Here is an 18801-nt window from a genome sequence, read left to right on the forward strand (position 1 = left end):
CACAGGTCGCTCCGCTATCGCTTCCCTCTCGTCGCCGATTACGCCGCCATCTGCCGACAGGTCTCTGCGCACTCCTCCAGAACCTCGGCGCAGACCTGACAGTGCTCGTCGTCGTGGCGGGCGCACTCTTCGGCGCACTCCTCGCACGCCCCGGCGCAGGCTTGGGCGAGTTGAGTGCTGTAGTTGGAGTCCCGAGCCATGAACCGCGCGTGAAGGCTCGTCAGGTCGGCGACGTCTCGGCAGAGACGGGCGCACTCGGCCATCTCCTCTCCTTCGCCGATACACTCGTCTGCGCACCACTCGCAGACTTCCGCGGCCTCGAAGCAGTTCTCGATACAGTCGCGTTGCTCGTCGCTCAGATGGTCGATGTTGGACGCGGTTTCTGTCAGAGACATTCCACTCTCGTCTTGGGCGCGCCCGATTTTCTTTCTTTTGGCGAACAATAGAGAAAAAGTCTACAGAGAGAACGAACGCGCACCGCGGTACCGGCGTCGCCCTCGTCCGCGAACTACCGGTCAGACACGGCTTCGGGGTCGAGCATCCTCACTCCGCGTTCCGGAGTGTTCCGCCGCTGAGACCCTCCCAGACCACCTCGTACCCCAACTCCGCGAGCACCGAACTGGTGTCCGTAACGTCCCTCTCGGACAGCACGTCTTCGGCGTCGTCGAGCGACATCCCCGGTTCGAGTGCGGCGGCGAGTTCCTCCAACAGTTCGGCTCGGACGAGCGTTCGGCCCACGCGCCGGTGGTCGGGAAACGAGACGCCCTCTATTGCGTCCTCGCTCACGCCGCGTTCGTCGGCCAGTTCCGAGAGCGACACCGCGTCGGCGTCGGGTCGCAACTCGTCGGGGAGGGCGGACGCCGACGCCGTCACCAACCGCTCTTCGTACCGGCGGAGGGCGTCGCGAACGTCTTTGATGCGGACCGACCCGGAGTACGGAATCGCCCGGTGGTCGCGCGCCTCGATATCCTCGCTAACGCCGAGGCTCTCGTCTACGGCGACGAGCATCTCCACCCCGTCGAGCGCGGCCAACTGACCGAGTTTCTTCTCGACGTACTCGGGGGTCCAAAAGCCCATTATCTCGAAGAACACCCTGAACTCCGCGAACTCGTAGTCGAACGCGAAGTCGGGAATCATGACGCTCTCGCCGACGGCCAACGGCGCGGGTTCGCGGACCAACTCCCAGTCCGAATCGACCGACTCGAACCGGGCGGCGAACTCCGCTTCGACGCCGCTGTCGAAACGCGTCTCCGCGGCGGGCCGGGAGGACGAGACTGCCACCGGGTCCGACTCCGAGAGACGCATCGTCCGTTCGGTGCCCCTATCGTCGATAGTCGCGGTCAGCCGCCACTCCGACGTCTTCGCCACCGTTCGGAGCAGTCGCGCAAAGCGCGTGCCGTACCGCCGCGTCTTTCGGAACAGCGAGTCCGGCCCCGTCACGACGACGTCCCACTCGCCGTCGTCCGTCCGTATCTCGTACATCAGTTCGAGCCGTTTGACCGCCGTGACGAGCGTTCGCGGGTCCGAACACCGGATGCGGACCTCGGTAGCGTCGAAAAGCGCGGTCTGAGCGAGAGAGAGGTTGTAGAGCCGAATCAGGTTCTCCGGGGTGATTCGGACGGCCTCCGCGACGTCTTCGGCGTCCGACCGTTCGAGAGAGACGTCGGAACGTTCGAGCAGTTCGTCGGGACTCCACCGCGGGTCGAACGACGCGAGCACCTCGTTTACTTCCCTGTCCGCGTACAGCGACGATTCGACCGCAGACCGGTCGGCCGCGAGGCGGTCTGCGACCCGTTCGAGTGCCGCCTCGCGTTCGTCCGCGGTGACGACGCCGACGGCTTCCGCCTCCTCGAACGCCACCCGTCTGACCCGCTCTGGGGGCAGTTCCGCCCGCGTCTCGAACGTCGCCTCCCGGTCGGCCAACGCCGCGAACCCGCGGACGAGTTTGAAGTCGTCTGCGTCGTCCTCCAACTCCCCGAGTGCCTCGTCGAGTCGGTGGCGAGGTTCGCCGACGTGCCCCTGAAACACGCCGATGACGCGGGCAGCGAGGGGCTCTGACTCTCGCCCGGCGAACTTCGGGTGGTATCCTCCGCCCGCCCGAGAGACGCGCAGGAGGTCTTTCGTCAACACGGCCGTGGATTCGCACCGAGCGGACAAAAGTCGCGCGTCCGAGTAGTACGCGAGAACGGTCAGGTCACCGGGCCGCAAATTAATATTATCTTATATTCTGCCGTAAATTACTCACGTGGGTGACACCAACTACCAATCGCATGGCAAACGAACCACGAGACGACGACAGAACTCGCGAGGAGAGCACGTTCACGAAAGAGTCCGAGGAGGTGACACAGAACGAAGACGGCGTTCGCACAGAACAACACTACACGAAAGAGACGGACACCGCCTCCGACGACTACGACGACACCCGGGGCGAACGCTACGACGAGAGACGAGTCGACACCGACGACGACGGCAGTCCGGGGCTGTTGTGGTTCTCCGTCGCCGGCGCGATAATCATGGGTGCGCTCTGGATTATCGACATCACCGGCCTGTTCGGCCTCACGTGGGCCGTCCTCGGTTCGACGACGACGCTGGCCATCGCGATTCTCGCGGCGGTCGGAGCGGTGCTGTTCTGGTACGACGACCGGAAGTCGGACCAGACGACCACGACGACGTGAGCGGTGCGCCGCGTCGTCGAAGCGGACCGTCTTTTCTCGGGGCGTCGTCTCGAACGGGTGGCCGGGCTTTCGTCGGAAAGACTCATGAGCGAGTCCGCCGAGTGGCGAGTATGGAGTTTCGGTCCTCGACGCGACGGCGCGTCCTGCAGGTGGTCGTGGCCGGTCTCTCCGCGGGATGTCTCGGGTCCGCCCCCGGCGCGACCGGTCCGCGTCGCCCGCCGGGAGCACCCGCCGGAGAACCGCGGACGACGCCGACTCGGCCCGACCTGTACGTGGAGACGTTCGACTTCGGCGCGGCCGACGACGGAGCGCTCCGCGTGTTCGGCGAGGTGGGGAATCGAGGGGCGGCGGAACGGGTCGGTCGCGTCCGCGTGAGGGTGACGCTCAACGGCGAACGGACCGTCCGCGAGACGTCCGTGACCGTCGCGCCCGGGAGTTCGGCGGCCTTCGAAGTCGAGTTCGAGGTGACCGAATCCGAATTCCTGAACGGCGGCGAAATCGACGTGAGCGTGAACTGAGCGCCGTTCGGGACGCTACCGCCGCCGGTCGGCCACCCGTTCTTCGGCCGTCTCGACGCTCACGAGTTCGTAGAGCGTCGCGCGTCCGCCGTCCGCCTTCGGTCTGAGGATGCGCCCGAGTCGCTGTGCGAACTCGCGTTCGGACCCGCTTCCCGCCAGAAGTACCGCGACGTTCGCGTCCGGAACGTCCACCCCCTCGTCTAACACGTTCGCGGTGACGACGCGAGAGTACGTCCCGTCGCGGAACCGACCGAGAATCTCGCGGCGTTCCGCCGCGCCCGTCTCGTTCGTCACCGCGGGGAGGAGAAACCGCTCCGAGAGTCGGTAGACGAGGTCTGTGTGGGCGGTGAAGACGATTATCCTGTCCCCGCGGTGGCGGTCCAAGATGGACGCGAGTTTCGCCACTTTCGCGTCGGAGTTCATCATGATGCGCCGGGCGCGTTGCTTCGCGAGGAGCGCTTCCCGCGCTTTCGGGTCGGAACCGGACCGCATCACGAGTTTTCGGTAGTCCGAGCCACTCGTCAGAGAGAGGTCCGAGCGCTTGAGGTAGTCGACGAACGTCCCTTGGGCCTCCTCGTACGCCTCGCGTTCCTCGGGCGTGAGTTCGACTTCGACGCGCCGCACCTCGTACTCCGCGAGGTGGTCGCCCGCCAACTCCTCGACCGAGAGTTCGTGAACCTTCGGGCCGACGAGTTCGGCGATCACCTCGTGTGCGCCGTCCGGGCGTTCGAACGTCGCCGTCAGACCGAGGCGCGCGGGTGCGGCGAGCAACCGGGCGACGTCTCTGTACCCCTCGCCGCCGAGGTGGTGCACCTCGTCGAAGACGACGAACCCGAAGTCGCCGCCGACGTCCTCCGCGCGGAGGTACGCCGAATCGTACGTCGAGACGGTGATTCGCTCTTGCGTCTGTTCGCCGCCGCCGAACTGCCCGACCGGAACCTCGAACTCCGTCTCCAGTTCGCGTCGCCACTGTTCGAGGAGGTCGATGGTCGGGACGACCACGAGTGTCGGAACGCCGAGTGCGGCGACGGCGGCGACTGCGATGACCGTCTTCCCGCTTCCGGTCGGCAGTTCGAGGACGCCCCTGTCGCCCTCGTCCCGCCACGCGTCGAGGGCCTCGCGCTGGTAGTCGCGCAAGTCGTACGAGTGCGAGACGTCGAGACGTTCCTCGGGGAGCACTCGGTCCTCGTAAGCGACACCGCGTTCGTCGAGGGCGGAGCGGACGGCCGCGTAGCGATGGGCGGGCGCGCGGGCGACGAGGCTCCGGTCGTCGGTTTCGACGCCCGGCAGGTCGGCCGTAGAGAGGCCCGACTCCGCGAGGCCGTCGAGGCGAACGGTTCCGTCCTCGAACGTCAGCGTGAGCACGGTCGTAAGTGGGTCGGCATCGCGTATAAACCGACGGACGCGCGCCGGACGGCGACGCCGAGAGCGCGCTGTCGGGGCGTTTTTCAGGGCGTGGGCCGCATCGACGGCCATGAGCGACGACGAACTCGAAGACGCGGTGGCGGCGTTCCTGAAGGGCGCGGACAAGGCCTACAGCGAGTACGAGAAGGGGTACGCGGACGCCGACGCGACGCTCTCCGTGTTGGAGACGCATCTCGACGAACTCCGCGAGGCCCACGAGTCGGCGTGAGGACGGCCCCGCGGTCTACTCGCCGATGAGGCCGCGGATCTCCGAGACGTACTCGCCGAACGCCGGGACCGTCCGCTCTCTCGGTCGGCGGAGGTCCACGTCGACTACCTCTCGCACCCGTCCGGGGTTCGCGGCCATGACGACGACGCGGTCCGCGAGGGTGACCGCCTCCTCTACGTCGTGGGTGACGAACAGAACCGTCTTCTCCGTCTCCGCCCAGATGCGGAGCAGTTCGCCGTGGAGCATGTCGCGCGTCTGCGCGTCGACACTCCCGAACGGTTCGTCCATGAGGAGGATGTCCGGGTCGACCGCGAGGGCGCGGGCGATGCCGACGCGTTGTTTCATCCCGCCGGACAGTTCCTTCGGGTAGGCGTCGGCGAACCCCTCTAACCCGACGAGTTCGAGCATCTCCGAGAGGCGGTTCTCGCGTTCCTCGCCGGAGACGCCCTGTTCTTCGAGGCCGAACGCGACGTTCCCCCGGACGGTGCGCCACGGGAACAGGCCGTACTCTTGGAACACCATGCCGCGGTCGGTTCCGGGGCCTTCGACGACGGAACCGCCCAGGCGAACCTCGCCCTCGGTCGGCGATTCGAGACCGGCGATGGTGCGGAACAGCGTCGTCTTGCCGCATCCGGAGGGGCCGACGATGCAGACGAACTCGCCGTCTTCGACGGCGAAATCGACGTCGGAGAGCGCTCGTACCGTCTGTCGGTCCGACTCGTACGTCTTGCCGACGCCGTCGACGACGACTTTCTCTACGCCCGCCACACGAGGACCCTCCGTTCGACGCGGCGGAACAGACCGTCGCTCACGAGGAAGACGAGGCTTATGACCACCATGTACGCCACGCTCACGTCCGTCGAGAGGTTCTGCGCGGCGTTGATTATCTGAAAGCCCACGCCGGGCGCGCCGAACAGTTCGGCGGCCACGACTATCATCCAACACTGGCCGATACTCGTCCGGAGACCCGTCATGATGGACGGACTCGCCGCGGGGACGACGACCTTCCGAATCATCGTCACGTCGTCGTCCACGCCGAGACTCGCGGCCACCTCTCTCAGGTCCGCGGAGACGCCTTCGACGCCGGCGTAGGCGTTGTAGAAGTTGATCCAGAACGCGCCGATGCCGACGATGAACGCCGCGCCGCCGTGGCCGATACCGATCCAGACGATGGCGAACACGATCCACGCCAGCGGCGGAATCGGTCGAAGGAAGCGCGTCACGGGGGTCAGCGCGGCGTCGAGCGACTCGTTCCACCCCATCGCCACCCCGAGAGCGATGCCGAGGAGGCTCCCGACGACGAGGCCGGGGACGTAGTGCATGAGGCTCTGGAGGAGATTGGCGAGGAGTCGCGTCGCCGGAATCTCGACGGCCGTGAACGGGACGGCGACGGTGGTCGGCGCGACCAGTTCGACGACGAACGCCGTCGCCACCTCGACGGGCGAGGGGAGGAGATACGTCCGGCCGACGGCCATCGCCGCGGCCTGCCACGCGAGCAGAAACGCGGCGGTTCCGACGGTTCCGAGGACGAGACTCCGAACGTCCACGTCGTCGAACCCGAACTCGGACCGGGAAGCCGCCTCCGAATCGGTGTTGGTTTCGATGCTCATGTTCGGCTCAGAGGCCGTCGTAGATGTCTAGGTCGAACAACGCGTCGTTCGAGAGCGGTTCGCTTACCTTGTCCGCGGCGACGGCGTACTCGGAGAAGATTTTCGCGCCGTCGGTGATCGCGTGCGGGTCGGTAACGAAGTCCGAGGCGGGCGAGTCCATCGCCTTTCGCGCCGTCTCGACGGGCAGCGACGACTTCCCGATGACGGCACTCGCGTCCGCCGCCGCGGCGTCCTTGTTGGATTTCGTGAAGTCGGTGGCCCGTTGGTGCTGTTCGACGAACGCGCGCGCCACCTCGGGGTTGTCCGACCGAAGTCTGTCGTGCATCAGGGTCACCGCGGCCGGTTGCCCCGGCATGAAGTCGCCCGCCCACGCGATAGACTGGAACGGCGCGCCCCTCTCTTCTATGACCGTCGGGACGGGTTCCATGATGGAGGTGCCGTCTACCTTCTCGGCTAAGAGCGACTGCCGGACGGGACCGGCCCCCCCGAGCGGAGTTACCTCCACGTCGGTTCCGGGTTCGACGCCGACCTCTTCTGTCAGCCAGTACCGAAGCAGGATGTCCGGGACCGACCCCGGCGGGAACGTGCCGAACGTGAACTTCCGGCCCTTCTGCGCTTCGAACTCCGCGAACGCGTCGGCCCCGTGTTCCTCCCAGAGCGCCGCGAAGTCGTCGTGAGCGAGGATCTGCATCGCGTTTTGGATGTTCGCGGCGGTTATCTTCGCGGGAATCCCCTTGTCTATCACGATCATCGCCGGTACGATGCCGAACATCATCACGTCGAAGTCGCCCTTCGCCGACGCCTGCACGATGCTCGGCCCGTCGGAGAACACCTCGCTCGACACCTCGACGTCGAGTTCCGAGAAGTACTCTTCCTCTTGCATCACGAAGTACTGCATGTCGGGGTATATCGGCATGTACGCGACCCGAATCTCGTCGAGTCCGCCGCCACCGCCGCCGCTACCGGTACACCCGGCGACGCTCGTGAGTCCGACTGCGGAAGCCGCGCCCGTCGCCTGCACGAACCGCCTGCGCGTCAGTCTGTTCGATTCAGTACCCGGAGAATTCGTCATTGTGCCCGGTACGGTTCGCACGGGTATTTGGTACGCGCACACGGTAGATACTGCGCGGAGACTCGACGCGGCGAAAACCGCGGGTAGCGACGTCGACTGCCCCTCTGCACGGCGCGAGTCCGTTTTCCGCTGGGCGCGGTTCGTCGTAGTTTCGGGCAATACTATCCGATTCACTGCTCGTCGCCGCAGAACCGGCGAGACGGGCGTGGTAGGGAAGAACTATCCCGGCGGACGACGCGGGAGAGAGTATGACCGGTTTCTCCGAACGAGTGGAGTCGATTTCGATAAGCGGCATCCGCGAGGTGTTCGAGGCGGCGAGCGAGGACGCCATCAACCTCGGACTCGGACAACCCGACTTTCCCGCGCCCCCGCACGCCCGCGAGGCGGCGATAGCGGCGATACGCGACGGCCGCGCGGACGGGTACACCGAGAACAAGGGGATTCTCTCCCTGCGGGAGGCCATCGCCGCGAAACACGAACGCGACCAAGGTATCGACGTCTCCCCCGACGACGTCATCGCCACGGCGGGCGGGAGCGAAGCCCTCCACGTCGCGTTGGAGGCGCACGTCGAACCCGGAGACGAGGTCATCTTCCCCGACCCGGGGTTCGTCTCGTACGACGCGTTGACGAAACTCGCCGGCGGTGACCCCGTTCCGGTCCCCCTCCGCGACGACCTGACGCTCGACCCCGCCGCCGTCGAGGAGGCTCTCACCGACGACACGGCGGCGTTCGTCGTCAACAGTCCCGGCAATCCGACGGGCGCGGTGTCGCCGCCGGAAGACGTCCGGGAGTTCGCCCGCATCGCGGACGAACACGACGTGCTCTGCATCTCCGACGAGGTGTACGAGTACACCGTCTTCGACGGCGAGTTCCGGTCGCCCGCGGAGTTCGCCGAAACTGACAACGTCGTCGTCGTCAACTCCGCCTCGAAGCTCTACTCGATGACCGGGTGGCGCCTCGGGTGGGTCCACGGCTCTGCGGACCGAATCGAGCGGATGCTCCGCGTCCACCAGTACGTCCAAGCCTGCGCGTCCGCACCGGCGCAGTTCGCCGCCGAGGCGGCGCTGACCGGCCCGCAAGAACAGGTGTCCGAGATGACGGAGTCGTTCCGTCGGCGGCGCGATATCGTCGTCTCCGGACTCGAAGACATCGGCATGGAGGTGCCGACGCCCGGCGGCGCGTTCTACTGCATGCCGAAGGTGCCTGACGGGTTCGTAGACGAATGTCTCGAACGCGGCGTCGTCGTCGTCCCCGGAGACTCCTTCGGCGAACACGGTGCGGGCTACGCCCGACTCTCCTACGCGACGGACGAGGAGTCGCTTCGAGATGCGCTCGATATCATGGCCGACGCGTACGACGCCGTGGTGTAGGCCGTAAAGTATATGCCGTTATTCGTGGGCTTGTTGGCATAATGTCGCATTTCCTCCGGATTATATGGCATATTTTTTAACGTGAGAGCCGAGAACGAGCGGTGTCATGGCTGCCGAAACGCACGGACTCATCAGTCTGCTCCCGGCGTTGCTCGCCATCGTCCTGACGCTTTTGAGCAGACAGGTCCTGCTTTCTTTGTTCGCGGGAATCTGGATAGGTGCGACGATACTCGTCGGGTGGAACCCAATCGCGGGGGCCGCACACTCCCTGCAGTTGGTCATCGACAACATCACCCCGGCGTTCAACATCAAACTGTTACTGTTCACGTTCCTCTCGGGGGCGATGCTCGGGATGATATTCCTCTCGGGCGGGATGAACGCCCTCGCAAAGCGCATCATAGACCGCATCCGGACGCGACGACAGGCCGAAATCGGAACCAGCGTCCTCGGGATGCTCATCTTCGTCGACTCGTACGCGAGCACGATGATAACGGGGTCGGTGATGCGACCCATCACCGACCAGTTCGACATCAGTCGCGAGAAACTCGCGTACCTCCTCGACTCCACCACCTCGCCGGTGGTGAGCGTCGCCGTCGTCTCGACGTGGGTCGGCTTCGAAGTCGGCCTCATCTCCCAGCAGTTCCAAGAACTCGGCATCGAGACCAGCGCGTTCGTCGTGTTCCTGCAGAGCATCCCGTACCGGTTCTACAGTCTGCTCGCGGTGGTGCTCGTCTTCGTCGTCGTCTTCACCGGGTGGAACTTCGGTCCGATGAAGCGCGCGGAGAAACGCGCGAAAGAGACCGGGAAGGTGCTCCGCGACGACGCGAACCCCCTCTTGGAGACGCGCGAGGAGGACATCGTCACGCCGGACCACGTCGACGCTCGCTGGTGGTACTTCGCGCTCCCCATCGTCACCCTCGTCGCCGTGACCGGGTTCGGCCTCCTCTACTCGGGCGGGTGGCCCGGGCGCGTCCCCGTCGAAGCGTTGAAGGAAGCCGCGACGGCCGACGCCATCCTCTGGGGCGTGTTCTCGGCGTGCGGCGTCCTGCTCGCGATACTCATCGGCCACGCGCGAATCGGGCTCGACGAGGTGAGCGATTCCATCTTCGAGGGGTTCAAGATGGTGATGTTCCCCGTCGCCGTCCTCTCTCTCGCGTGGACCATCGGCGCCGTCAGCCAGGCTCTCGGCGTCGGCCCGTACGTCGTCGCCGTCTCGCAAGGAGTCATCACCGCCAGCCTGCTTCCGGCCGTCGTCTTCGTCTCCGCCGCCATCATCTCCTTTAGCATCGGCACCTCGTGGGGGACGATGGGAATCATGTTCCCCGTGGCGGTTCCCCTCGCCTTCAACCTCGGCGCGCCGCTTCCGGGCGCCATCGGCGCGATTCTCACCGGGTCGCTGTTCGGCGACCACTGTTCTCCCATCTCTGACACGACGGTGATGTCGTCGATGTTCGCCGGGTCGGACCACGTCGACCACGTGAACACACAGATTCCGTACGCCGTCGTCTGCGGGTCGGTGGCGACGCTCCTGTTCCTCGCGAGCGGATACGGAATCTCGCCGCTTCCGTTGCTCGCCGTCGGTATCGTCCTCGTCGCCGTCGCGGCGTACACGTTCTCCGAACGGACCGGCGTCTCCGTCCCGCGCGTCTTCTCGTCGGACGCGGACTGAACGGTTCGCCGCCGCCGCCGTCTCTTCGAACCGCGTCCCCCGGACCGCGTCCGGGGTACGTGTCCGATGGATGACCTAAGTGAGTAGGGACAGCGTTGAGGGGGTGGCGGTGGTAGGTACCACTCAGACGGGACGACTCGCTCGCCCCGAACATCTCCACGCTATGATGGACCACGAAACCCCATTCGAAGCTCTCTCCGACCGGACCCGACGGCTGGCGTTCTCCTGTCTCGAAGACCGAGACGGGTCGGTGCCCGTCGAAAGCCTCGCCGCCGACGTCGTCGCCGCCCGCGACGACGTCCGTTCCGACGAGGTGAGCGACGACGAACGGCGCGCGGCCACGGTGCAGTTGTACCACGTCCATCTCCCGAAACTCGACGAGGCGGGACTCGTCCGCTTCGACCACGAGGACGAAACCGTCGCGCGGACGACGGGCGGAGTCGCAGAACAGACGGCTCAGATCCTCCAGGAATCGACCGTTTCCTGAGGTTTCCCGCGTAGACGCGGGAAGACACGAAGACCCAGCTGGGGTATCGTATCCGTTCCCCCCGTCGAGAGGCGCAGGTATCTCCTTGTTATTTATAACGGCTCGACTCGAAAAGACTCCCACCCGGGCCCGGTAGGACTTGCCATGGACACGCCCGTCCTTCCTGCCCGGGCGTTTCACCCCGCGAGTGACGACGCTGTCGGGCGCGTTCGACGACGACGACGCCGTACTCGCGAGTTCTACGACGCCGTACTCACGATTTTGATGACGTCTCCCTCGTCGAGTTCGTACTCCTCGGCGATACGGCGGTTCGACCGCGCGTCCACCGCGTGGAGGTAGCCGTCGCCGATATCCGAGTGGACGGCGTACGCCAGATCTCTCGGCGTCGACCCCTGCGGGAGGAGAAACGCGTCCGGGAGCATCTCGCCCGTCCCGTCGGTCCACCGCGTCTCGTTTTGAACGGGGTAGGCCGTCAACACGTCGAGAACGTCGTAGACGGCGGTGTTTATCGACTGCTGGACGCCCGTCCCGCCGTACTCCGCCATCACGTCGCGAATCTTCTCTAACCCCTTCGCTTGGGCGTCGGAGACGTCGCCCACTATCTCGAACTCCTCGTCGCCGGGGTCGTACTCGACGATGCCCGCCTCCGCGCCCGTCCGGAGGGCGAGTTCTCCGTCGGCGGTGGTCGGAATCACCGGCTTTCCCGTGTCGCGGAGTCGTTCGACGTTCTCGTCGGGGGCGATATCGGCTTTGTTGGCGACGAGGACGATGGGTTTCGTCCGTTCGCGGATGTCGCGCGCCAGCGTCTCTCGGTCCTCGTCTTCCCACTGCATCGGGTCCGCCGGGTAGTCGAGAGACCGAAGCGACGCCGCCACGTCGTGTTCCGTCGCGCCGAACCCGGTGAGCATCTCCGTGAGGGCGTCGTCGATGTCGAAGTCCGGCGACCGGGACTTCCGTTCGACGGACTCCCAGTTCCGGTCGATGATGCCGGTGAGCCACTGCTCTAGCTCCTCTTGGACGAAATCGACTTCCTCGACGGGGTCGTACGTTCCCACTTCGACGGGTTCGCCCTCCTCGTTCGTGCCGCCGGAGGCGTCGACGACGTTGAGGATGACGTCCGCGTTGGTGAGTGCGTCCAAAAACTGGTTGCCGAGTCCGCGGCCCTCGTGCGCGCCGGGGACGAGTCCGGCCACGTCGAGCAGTTCCACGGGGACGTACCGCGTGCCGTCCTCGCAGTTGCCGCAGCGTTCGTCTCTGTCGAGGCACGGACACCGGGTGCGGGCGTGGGTCACTCCCCGGTTCGGGTCGATGGTCGTGAAGGGGTAGTTGCCGACGTCCACGTCCGCCTGCGTGGCCGCCTTGTAGAACGTGGACTTACCCGCGTTGGGTTTGCCCGCTAGCGCGATAGAGAGCATACGCGGAGAGAGGGCCGAGCGTCGGAACTTCTTTTCGGTCCTCGGGCGGTCGAATCGACCGGAGCGCCGATTCCGACTCAGCGTGAGAGTCGGTGTCGGAACCGCCACACCGCCGCGCCGAGGAGGGCGACGGGCGCGACGAACGCGAACAGGTACGGAAGCGCGTAGGCGAACCCGACGACGATGGCCCGCCCGACGACGAGGACGCCTTGGACCGATTCGAGGAACGCCGAGAGGACGGGCGTGTCGTACCACGACTCGCGGACGTACTGCGGCGTGGGGTCGGGTTCTCGCAGTTCGACAGTCAGCGTGGAGTAGGCGACGCGGCGTTCGAGCGACTGTTTCTGTGCCTCCAGTCGCTCGATTTCGCCCTGCACGTCCGAGAGTTCTCGCTGCACCGCCAGAACGTCCTCCGTCGAGTTCGCCCGGTCGTACAGCGTTCTGAGGCGGTCGCGTTCCGCCCGGAGGTTCTCCAATCGGGCTTCCAGATCGACCAACCGCTCTGTCACGTCCTCGGTGCTCGTCTCCGAAGAGACGACGTCGCCCTCGGCTTCGGCGTCGGAGAGGAGCGATTCGTACTCCTCGGAGGGGACGCGGAGGACGAGCGTTCCGTAGACGTAGCTGTTGTTCTCGGACCCGCGGCGTTGCGTCCGCGTCTCGCTGACGAACCCGCCGTAGCCCTCGACGGACTCCGTGAGGTTCGCCCGCGAGGACTCGAAGTCGTCAACCTCGACGACGAGGCGGCCCGTCTTTATCAGCGCGCGTTGCTGGAGGGCTTCCCGAGAGGCCGACTCGCCGTCGCCCGCGGACGCCGTCGCCTCCGCGGCGGCCGTACTCCGCTCTGCGTCGCCGGCACCGAATGAGGGTGCGCCGCCGCCGTCGCCGCCGCCGTTCGACGCGCCCCCGCACCCCGAGAGAACGAGGAGGGCGGCGAGTCCGACGACTGCGAGCGTTCGTCTTGCTGGCATGCTGTCATCGACTACCACGACCCATCAAAAAGCAGTACCGTAGGCACAAACGGTCGTTTCAGTCATCTCGACCGGGAGAAAGCCGCCGACCGACCGTCGGAGACGGCTGCCTCACTCCGCGTCGCGCGTGGAGTCCGCGCTGTGGATGCGCATCTCGCCGCGGGCGCGCATCGTCCCGTCTACGACCGCGCCCTCGTGGAGTTCGAGTTCCCGACAGGAGACGTCGCCGAGGATGCGCGCGTCCGACTCGACGGTGACCGTCCCGTTCCGAGTGGTCACGTCGCCGTGGACGCGCGTTCCCGCCCGGACGACGATGTCGTCGCGGGCGCGGAGACTGCCGAATATGTTGTTGTCCTCGCCGATTTCGATAGACTGCGCGCGGATGTTGCCGTGGAGTCGGCATTCGTCGCCGACGACCGCCGGGGTCGAAGCGCGCCACGCGTCGTCGGAGACGGTCGACCCGCGCGGAATCGTCAGCGGTTGGCTGTCGCTCTCGCCCGCGAGCGAATCTGCGAGTTCGTCCGCCGCGTCCGTCTCGTCGAGTCGGAGCAGTTGCGAGAGGACGATGAAGTAAAAGACGAGCGTCGGGACGGGGTTGCGGATGACTATCCAGCCGTTGGCCTCGAACCCCTCTTCGATGTCGACGTCGTCGCCGATGTCTAAATCACCCGAGACCATCAGTCGGCCGCCGACGTGAACGCGTTCGCCGAGGTAGGCGTTCTCGCCGACGAGGATGTTACCGGCCACGTCGCACCAGGTGTCCAATCGACAGTCGCCTTCGGCCTCTATGTCGCCGCCGAACCGCACCCGTTCGCCGGCGACGACGTTCCGTCCGCGCACTCCGAACTCGACCGTGCTCTGTCCGCCGACGATGACGTCGCTTTCCGTCACCAAGTCGTGTTCCTCGACGGTCGTCCCGTCGGGTATCTCGAGCGCATCGAGCGGGTCCGTACCGAGTGACACAACTCCGACCAACGCGTGCTGGGTAATAAACCGCCCGTACGACGGGCGTCTGACGGTTCGAAGCGTGCGTTTTTATTCTCCCGTAAACTACGGTCACGCATGACCGTCCTTTCTTTCGACGACAAAGGGGTCGACGTCGAGTACGAGGGCACCGAGTTCCGACTCGACAAAGACCTCATCGAAGACGCCACCGAGAAGGCGTACCCGGACGTGACGGACCACGAGGTCCTCCAGATCGTCGAGAAGAACCCCGACCTCCAGGGCGAACCGCGCCGCATCGGCGACATCGTCCGGTAACCGTCTCCGTCCCGCCGGGAGGGTCACGGACCGAACGTTCAGACGGAGTCGCGGGTCGGAAGGTTACACGTCGCGCCGTCGACGCCGCCGAGCGATTCCTCGTGAAGCGTTCCGGCGACGACGTCCATGAGGCGTTTCAGGTTGACCGTGTCGTCGCGGTTGTACGAGACCAACGTGTCGAGAGCGTCGTCGTCGCCGTCGCGTTCGTACCGACGCCAGAGTCTGACCGCGTCGCGACCAGAGAGGTCGGGTCGGTCCCGATCGATACCGACGTCTTTCTCTATCTGCTTGAGACCGCCCGTCAGGTCGAGTCTCCGGCACGGATACATCAGGTCCACGTGCGGCAGGTCCACGGAGAAGTCGAACGACTCTTCGAGGAAGGGGACGTCGAACCGCTTTCCGTTGAACGAGACGACGAGCGACGCGTCGCGGAACTGGTCGCGGAGGGCCTCTGCGGTGAGCGTCTCGCCGCGGACGAGCGTCGTCGTCTCGCCGCCGCGGTGAACGGAGACTGTGGTCACGTCGTTTCGCGAGGCGTCGAGTCCGGTCGTCTCGATGTCGAAAAAGCAGGCGTCCTCGCGGAAGTTCTCGTACAGTCGCCAGCGCTCGCCCGACGGAAATACGTCGCCGAAGTACCGGGCGTCGCCGTCGTCGAGTCGTTCCAACGAGTCCGCGATGAACGACTCGATGCGTTCGCCCGTCTTCGCGCCGACGGGGGACGCCTCCGGAGTGAACTCGTCCCACGTGAGTACCCCCTCGGCCCACAACGTCTGTTCGGTCCGTTCGCCGACGCCGCGGACGGGGATGAAACTGTTCTCGATTCGCACGTGCGGAAGGCGGGCGTCACGGGGCCTAAACCCTTCGAGTCCGGGCTGAGATGTCGGACTCTCCGAACCGATTCGGGGGGTCGTAGTTTTTGTACGCGTCGCTCCAAGGGGAGGTCATGTGCGGCCGGTACAGTCTGTTCACACCGACGGACGAACTCGCGTCGAGATTCGACGCCGAACCGGCGCAGTCGTTCGAACGGCGGTACAACTGCGCGCCCGGGCAGGAACTCCCGGTGATCACCGACGACGCGCCCGGAGAGTTTCGCCTCCAAAAGTGGGGGCTGGTCCCGGAGTGGGCCGACGACAGATCGGTGGGACGCAATCTCATCAACGCGCGCGCGGAGACGGTGCGAGACAAACCCAGCTTTCGGGAGGCGTTCGAGCGTCGGCGCTGTCTCGTCGTCGCCGACGGGTTCTACGAGTGGGCCGTCCGCGACGGGGAGAAACGGCCGTACCGGGTCGCGTTCGAGGACGACCGCCCGTTCGCGATGGCCGGTCTCTGGGAACGCTGGCGACCCGACGGGACTCAGACCGGACTGAATCAGTTCTCGGCGGGCGGGCGACCCGACGCCGAACCCGACGTACTGGAGACGTTCACCGTGATCACCACCGAACCGAACGACGTGGTGGCGGACCTCCACGACCGGATGGCGGTCGTCTTAGCCCCAGACGAGGAATCGACGTGGCTCGACGGCGACTCGGACGAGGCGGCGTCTCTTCTCGATACGCACCCCGGCAGCGAGATGCACGCGTACCCCGTCTCCACCCGCGTGAACGACCCGACCAACGACGGGCCGGACCTCGTAGAACCGCTCGAAGGATAGGCGAAATCGTGCCCGTTACCCCGACGTGAGCGAGTTCGCACCCCGGTGTGCTACCGAGCGGTGTCGTAGAGCGTTCAGAGCGCCGCATCGAGACGGACGGGACGTGAGGTGGTCTCTTTTCTTCCCCTTTCGCCGCCGCCAGCACCCGGAGTCGGGTTGACTGCGGCGGCCATTGTATATAGCGACATATGATGTACGCGTGCGGCGTCGGACGTTCGTCGGTGGTGTCGAACGGTAGCGCTCACCACGAATCACAGTCGAACCGGGTACGAACCTCGCTCGATATCGTCGCACGGAGTGGACAGAAGTAATCGAGTCGAGCGTAGCGGAGAGAAAGGAGGTGGCGTATGCGGCAGTGGAAAGCGGGGAAAGCGGCCGGTAGCGGCTCTAAAGCGGTTACTTGTCGTCTGTTTTGGTCGCGGTCTCGGTTTCGGTCGCTGTCTCGGTTTCGGTCGCTGTCTCGGTTTCGGTCTCTTCTTCGGTCTCAGTCTCGGTCTCTTCTTCGGTCTCAGTCTCGGTCTCTTCTTCGGTCTCAGTCTCGGTCTCTTCTTCGGTCTCCGTGTCTTCCTCTTCGGTCTCCGTGTCTTCCTCTTCGGTCTCTTCTTGTGCGTCCGCCTCCTGGCCGGAGGACGAGGAGTCGCCCGGGACCGGGCAACTCTCGGAGTCAGTGATTCCCGACGTAGAGACGTCGGATCCCTGGAAGATGGTCGCTTCGCCGCCGACGTTGATATTCGTATCCTCGATGGCGCTGTCGTCGCAGTCGCGGAAGAGGACACCGTGGCGGTCCCCGGTCAGATGGAGGCAACTGTTTCGGATGGTCGAGTCGTCGCGGTTCTCGATGGAGATGGCGGGTGTCGACCCCGAGGACGACCCGGTGACGCTCACGCCGTCGAGCGTGACGTTCCACGGCCGTTCGCTCGTCTCTCCGAGACGCGGGTCCCGAGGGTCGTCGGCGCGAACGGCCGCCGCGTCGGCGTCGAGTCGGAACCGGCTGTCGCGGATGGTCGTCTCGCCCGCCGAACCGTCAATCCAGACGGCTGTCGTCTCCGAGGGGACCGACTCGTAGATGAAGTCACACCCCTCGATGGAGCCGCCGTTTTCGCCTCTTTCGCCCGTCTCCCAGAGGATCGAGTTCGGGTTGATGAATCGGCCGTCGTTCTCGTCTGTGGCGTCGTCGGTATCGACGACGAACCGGCAGTTCTTCACGTGGCTCCCCTCGCCGCCGATGCGGAGCGACGCTTGGTTGTTGTTGACGAAAAGGGAGTCTTCGACTTTCACGTCTCCGGGGGCCGCGCGGGCGTAGATGGCGTTCGTCCCGGTGTTCTCGATGTGGGAGTTCCGGACGACCAACTCGCCGACGTGGTTGTCACCGAGCCAGATGCAGCCCTCGTTCTCGCCGTGCGGTCTGACGTCCGTCGGGCCCGTTCTGACGAGTCCATCGACGATAGCCCGACCGTCGGAATCGAGCGCCTGCGGGCTCAGGTTGTCGACGGCGCCGTCGTTTTCGATCGGGTTGTACCCGACGAAATGAACGTCCTGTACGCGGAGGCCGTCGTCTAGCTTCAGTACCAGTCCGAGACTGCCGTCTCGGTCGGATCCGTAGTCGAGAGCGACGTTCTCGACGAGGAGGCCGTTCCCTCCGTTCGTCTTCAGCAGATGCTTCGAGGCGCCCTCGTCGGAGACGAACCGGACGTCGGTCGGGTCGTCGCCCAGACCGCGAATTCCCCAGTTTCGGACGTCGTGTTCGGAGATGCTGTCCTTCCAGTAGTACTCGCCCGGCGGGAACTCGACGAGAGTATCGCCCTCTTCTATGGTCTCGGCTATCGCCGAATCGATCGGTTCGTCGCCGTCGGGGTCCAGTCCCAAGTCGTCGACGGCGTCGACCACGCGGTCGAACGAGATTCCGTGGCGCTCGGTGGCTGCAGCCGCCGAACTCGTCATCGACAGGCCGGTCAACCCGGCAGCGACCGCGGTTGCACTCATCTTCAGCGCGTCACGACGATGGAGACGACAACCGTCGTCGGTCTCTCCGTGGTCCCCGTTTTCCTCCTCGTCACGAGCCGTGTGTTCTGCCATTCCAGCTACTCATCCATCTGTCCGTGTATATGGTTTTCGCATATATCTCGTTGAAAAGCAAATAAATGTAGAAGAGAACAAGAAATAACCAGAGAATATTAGGAATTTGAGAGTGTATTCCAATCCTATCAGATTTGTCCCTGCCGAGTCGGGGCTATCGCGTTCGGACAGCCGAATCCGCCGCTTCGAACGACGCCGTCTCTCTTTTACGAGCGATACTGCACTCGGTTCAGAGATAATGGACCCCGGTTCGAGCGGTGGTGGTGTTGCCGGACTGTCGCCACGAAAACAGAAGTGAATACGGTGATCATCGAATCGAGAAAATCAGTGCTGTCGAGTACCGACGCGAACAACAAGTCAAATTCTCCGGTTTCTAGAGGGTGGTTTCGGCCCCGTC

At 65.2% G+C, this 18801-nt stretch carries 19 protein-coding genes; 8 read left to right on the forward strand and 11 right to left on the reverse strand.

Translation table 11 applies throughout. From position 1 onward, the window contains the following. Nucleotides 1-38: 38 nt before the first annotated feature. Together BM167_RS13775 and BM167_RS13780 are read right to left on the reverse strand one after the other, a co-directional pair. The gene (locus tag BM167_RS13775; RefSeq protein WP_092893305.1) at nt 39-395 is read right to left on the reverse strand and encodes a four-helix bundle copper-binding protein; all 357 of its coding nucleotides are present in this window, start codon (nt 393-395) and stop codon (nt 39-41) included. 148 nt (nt 396-543) lie between these two features. Continuing rightward, the gene (locus tag BM167_RS13780) at nt 544-2130 is read right to left on the reverse strand and encodes a DUF790 family protein (RefSeq protein ID WP_092893414.1); all 1587 of its coding nucleotides are present in this window, start codon (nt 2128-2130) and stop codon (nt 544-546) included. Nucleotides 2131-2270: 140 nt separating this feature from the next. Between BM167_RS13780 and BM167_RS13785 the strand changes: the two genes are divergently transcribed. Continuing rightward, nucleotides 2271-2675, forward strand: a complete 405-nt coding sequence (locus BM167_RS13785) for a hypothetical protein (RefSeq protein ID WP_092893306.1) — start codon at nt 2271-2273, stop codon at nt 2673-2675. 110 nt (nt 2676-2785) lie between these two features. Further along, a complete protein-coding gene (locus tag BM167_RS13790; protein ID WP_092893307.1) occupies nt 2786-3193 on the forward strand; it encodes a transcriptional initiation protein Tat in 408 nt (135 codons plus the stop codon). 15 nt (nt 3194-3208) lie between these two features. Here the strand turns inward: BM167_RS13790 and BM167_RS13795 are convergent, their stop codons facing one another. Then, nucleotides 3209-4558: a DEAD/DEAH box helicase gene (locus BM167_RS13795; RefSeq protein ID WP_092893308.1), complete on the reverse strand. Its 1350-nt coding sequence runs from the start codon at nt 4556-4558 to the stop codon at nt 3209-3211. A gap of 109 nt (nt 4559-4667) precedes the next feature. On the opposite strand from BM167_RS13795, the gene BM167_RS18585 reads away from it, so the two are divergent. Further along, nucleotides 4668-4826, forward strand: a complete 159-nt coding sequence (locus BM167_RS18585; protein ID WP_177213379.1) for a hypothetical protein — start codon at nt 4668-4670, stop codon at nt 4824-4826. 15 nt (nt 4827-4841) lie between these two features. Here the strand turns inward: BM167_RS18585 and BM167_RS13800 are convergent, their stop codons facing one another. The 3 genes from BM167_RS13800 to BM167_RS13810 are packed head-to-tail and all read right to left on the reverse strand — an operon-like array spanning nt 4842 to nt 7508. Next, on the reverse strand, nt 4842-5594 hold the full coding sequence (locus BM167_RS13800) for an ABC transporter ATP-binding protein (protein WP_092893309.1): 753 nt from the start codon (nt 5592-5594) through the stop codon (nt 4842-4844). Next, nucleotides 5582-6436, reverse strand: coding sequence for an ABC transporter permease (locus tag BM167_RS13805; protein WP_092893310.1), 855 nt, complete (start codon nt 6434-6436; stop codon nt 5582-5584). The genes BM167_RS13800 and BM167_RS13805 overlap by 13 nt, the downstream gene beginning before the upstream one ends. A 7-nt stretch (nt 6437-6443) precedes the next feature. Further along, nucleotides 6444-7508 carry an ABC transporter substrate-binding protein gene (locus BM167_RS13810; RefSeq protein WP_092893311.1) on the reverse strand — a complete coding sequence of 355 codons (1065 nt, stop codon included), beginning with the start codon at nt 7506-7508 and terminating at the stop codon, nt 6444-6446. Between the two features lie 248 nt (nt 7509-7756). On the opposite strand from BM167_RS13810, the gene BM167_RS13815 reads away from it, so the two are divergent. From BM167_RS13815 to BM167_RS13825, 3 genes are all read left to right on the forward strand, one after another. Next, complete coding sequence (locus BM167_RS13815; protein WP_092893312.1) at nt 7757-8878, forward strand: pyridoxal phosphate-dependent aminotransferase; 1122 nt, start codon at nt 7757-7759, stop codon at nt 8876-8878. Nucleotides 8879-8984: 106 nt separating this feature from the next. Continuing rightward, nucleotides 8985-10547, forward strand: a complete 1563-nt coding sequence (locus BM167_RS13820) for a Na+/H+ antiporter NhaC family protein (RefSeq protein ID WP_092893313.1) — start codon at nt 8985-8987, stop codon at nt 10545-10547. Between the two features lie 163 nt (nt 10548-10710). Continuing rightward, nucleotides 10711-11034: a DUF7344 domain-containing protein gene (locus tag BM167_RS13825; RefSeq protein WP_245781370.1), complete on the forward strand. Its 324-nt coding sequence runs from the start codon at nt 10711-10713 to the stop codon at nt 11032-11034. 239 nt (nt 11035-11273) lie between these two features. Here the strand turns inward: BM167_RS13825 and BM167_RS13830 are convergent, their stop codons facing one another. The 3 genes from BM167_RS13830 to BM167_RS13840 all read right to left on the reverse strand — a co-directional run bounded on the left by BM167_RS13830 (nt 11274) and on the right by BM167_RS13840 (nt 14380). Beyond that, nucleotides 11274-12449: a redox-regulated ATPase YchF gene (locus BM167_RS13830; RefSeq protein ID WP_092893314.1), complete on the reverse strand. Its 1176-nt coding sequence runs from the start codon at nt 12447-12449 to the stop codon at nt 11274-11276. A 77-nt stretch (nt 12450-12526) separates the two neighbouring features. Beyond that, entirely contained in the window at nt 12527-13417 is an 891-nt protein-coding gene (locus BM167_RS13835; protein WP_092893315.1) for a DUF4349 domain-containing protein, read from the reverse strand. A gap of 111 nt (nt 13418-13528) precedes the next feature. After that, nucleotides 13529-14380 carry a polymer-forming cytoskeletal protein gene (locus BM167_RS13840; protein WP_092893316.1) on the reverse strand — a complete coding sequence of 284 codons (852 nt, stop codon included), beginning with the start codon at nt 14378-14380 and terminating at the stop codon, nt 13529-13531. A 99-nt stretch (nt 14381-14479) separates the two neighbouring features. Here BM167_RS13840 and BM167_RS13845 point away from each other — a divergent pair, with 99 nt between their 5' ends. Next, nucleotides 14480-14677: a DUF5800 family protein gene (locus BM167_RS13845; RefSeq protein ID WP_092893317.1), complete on the forward strand. Its 198-nt coding sequence runs from the start codon at nt 14480-14482 to the stop codon at nt 14675-14677. A gap of 38 nt (nt 14678-14715) precedes the next feature. On the opposite strand, the gene BM167_RS13850 is transcribed toward BM167_RS13845, so the two are convergent. Then, entirely contained in the window at nt 14716-15504 is a 789-nt protein-coding gene (locus tag BM167_RS13850) for a ribonuclease H-like domain-containing protein (protein WP_092893318.1), read from the reverse strand. Between the two features lie 116 nt (nt 15505-15620). Here BM167_RS13850 and BM167_RS13855 point away from each other — a divergent pair, with 116 nt between their 5' ends. Then, on the forward strand, nt 15621-16328 hold the full coding sequence (locus BM167_RS13855; protein ID WP_092893319.1) for an SOS response-associated peptidase: 708 nt from the start codon (nt 15621-15623) through the stop codon (nt 16326-16328). 396 nt (nt 16329-16724) lie between these two features. Here BM167_RS13855 and BM167_RS13860 read toward each other — a convergent pair whose 3' ends face one another. Then, on the reverse strand, nt 16725-18404 hold the full coding sequence (locus tag BM167_RS13860; protein ID WP_092893320.1) for a twin-arginine translocation signal domain-containing protein: 1680 nt from the start codon (nt 18402-18404) through the stop codon (nt 16725-16727). Nucleotides 18405-18801 lie beyond the last annotated feature (397 nt).

The sequence above is a fragment of the Halopelagius inordinatus genome, assembly GCF_900113245.1.
In the GTDB taxonomy this organism is placed as follows: domain Archaea; phylum Halobacteriota; class Halobacteria; order Halobacteriales; family Haloferacaceae; genus Halopelagius; species Halopelagius inordinatus.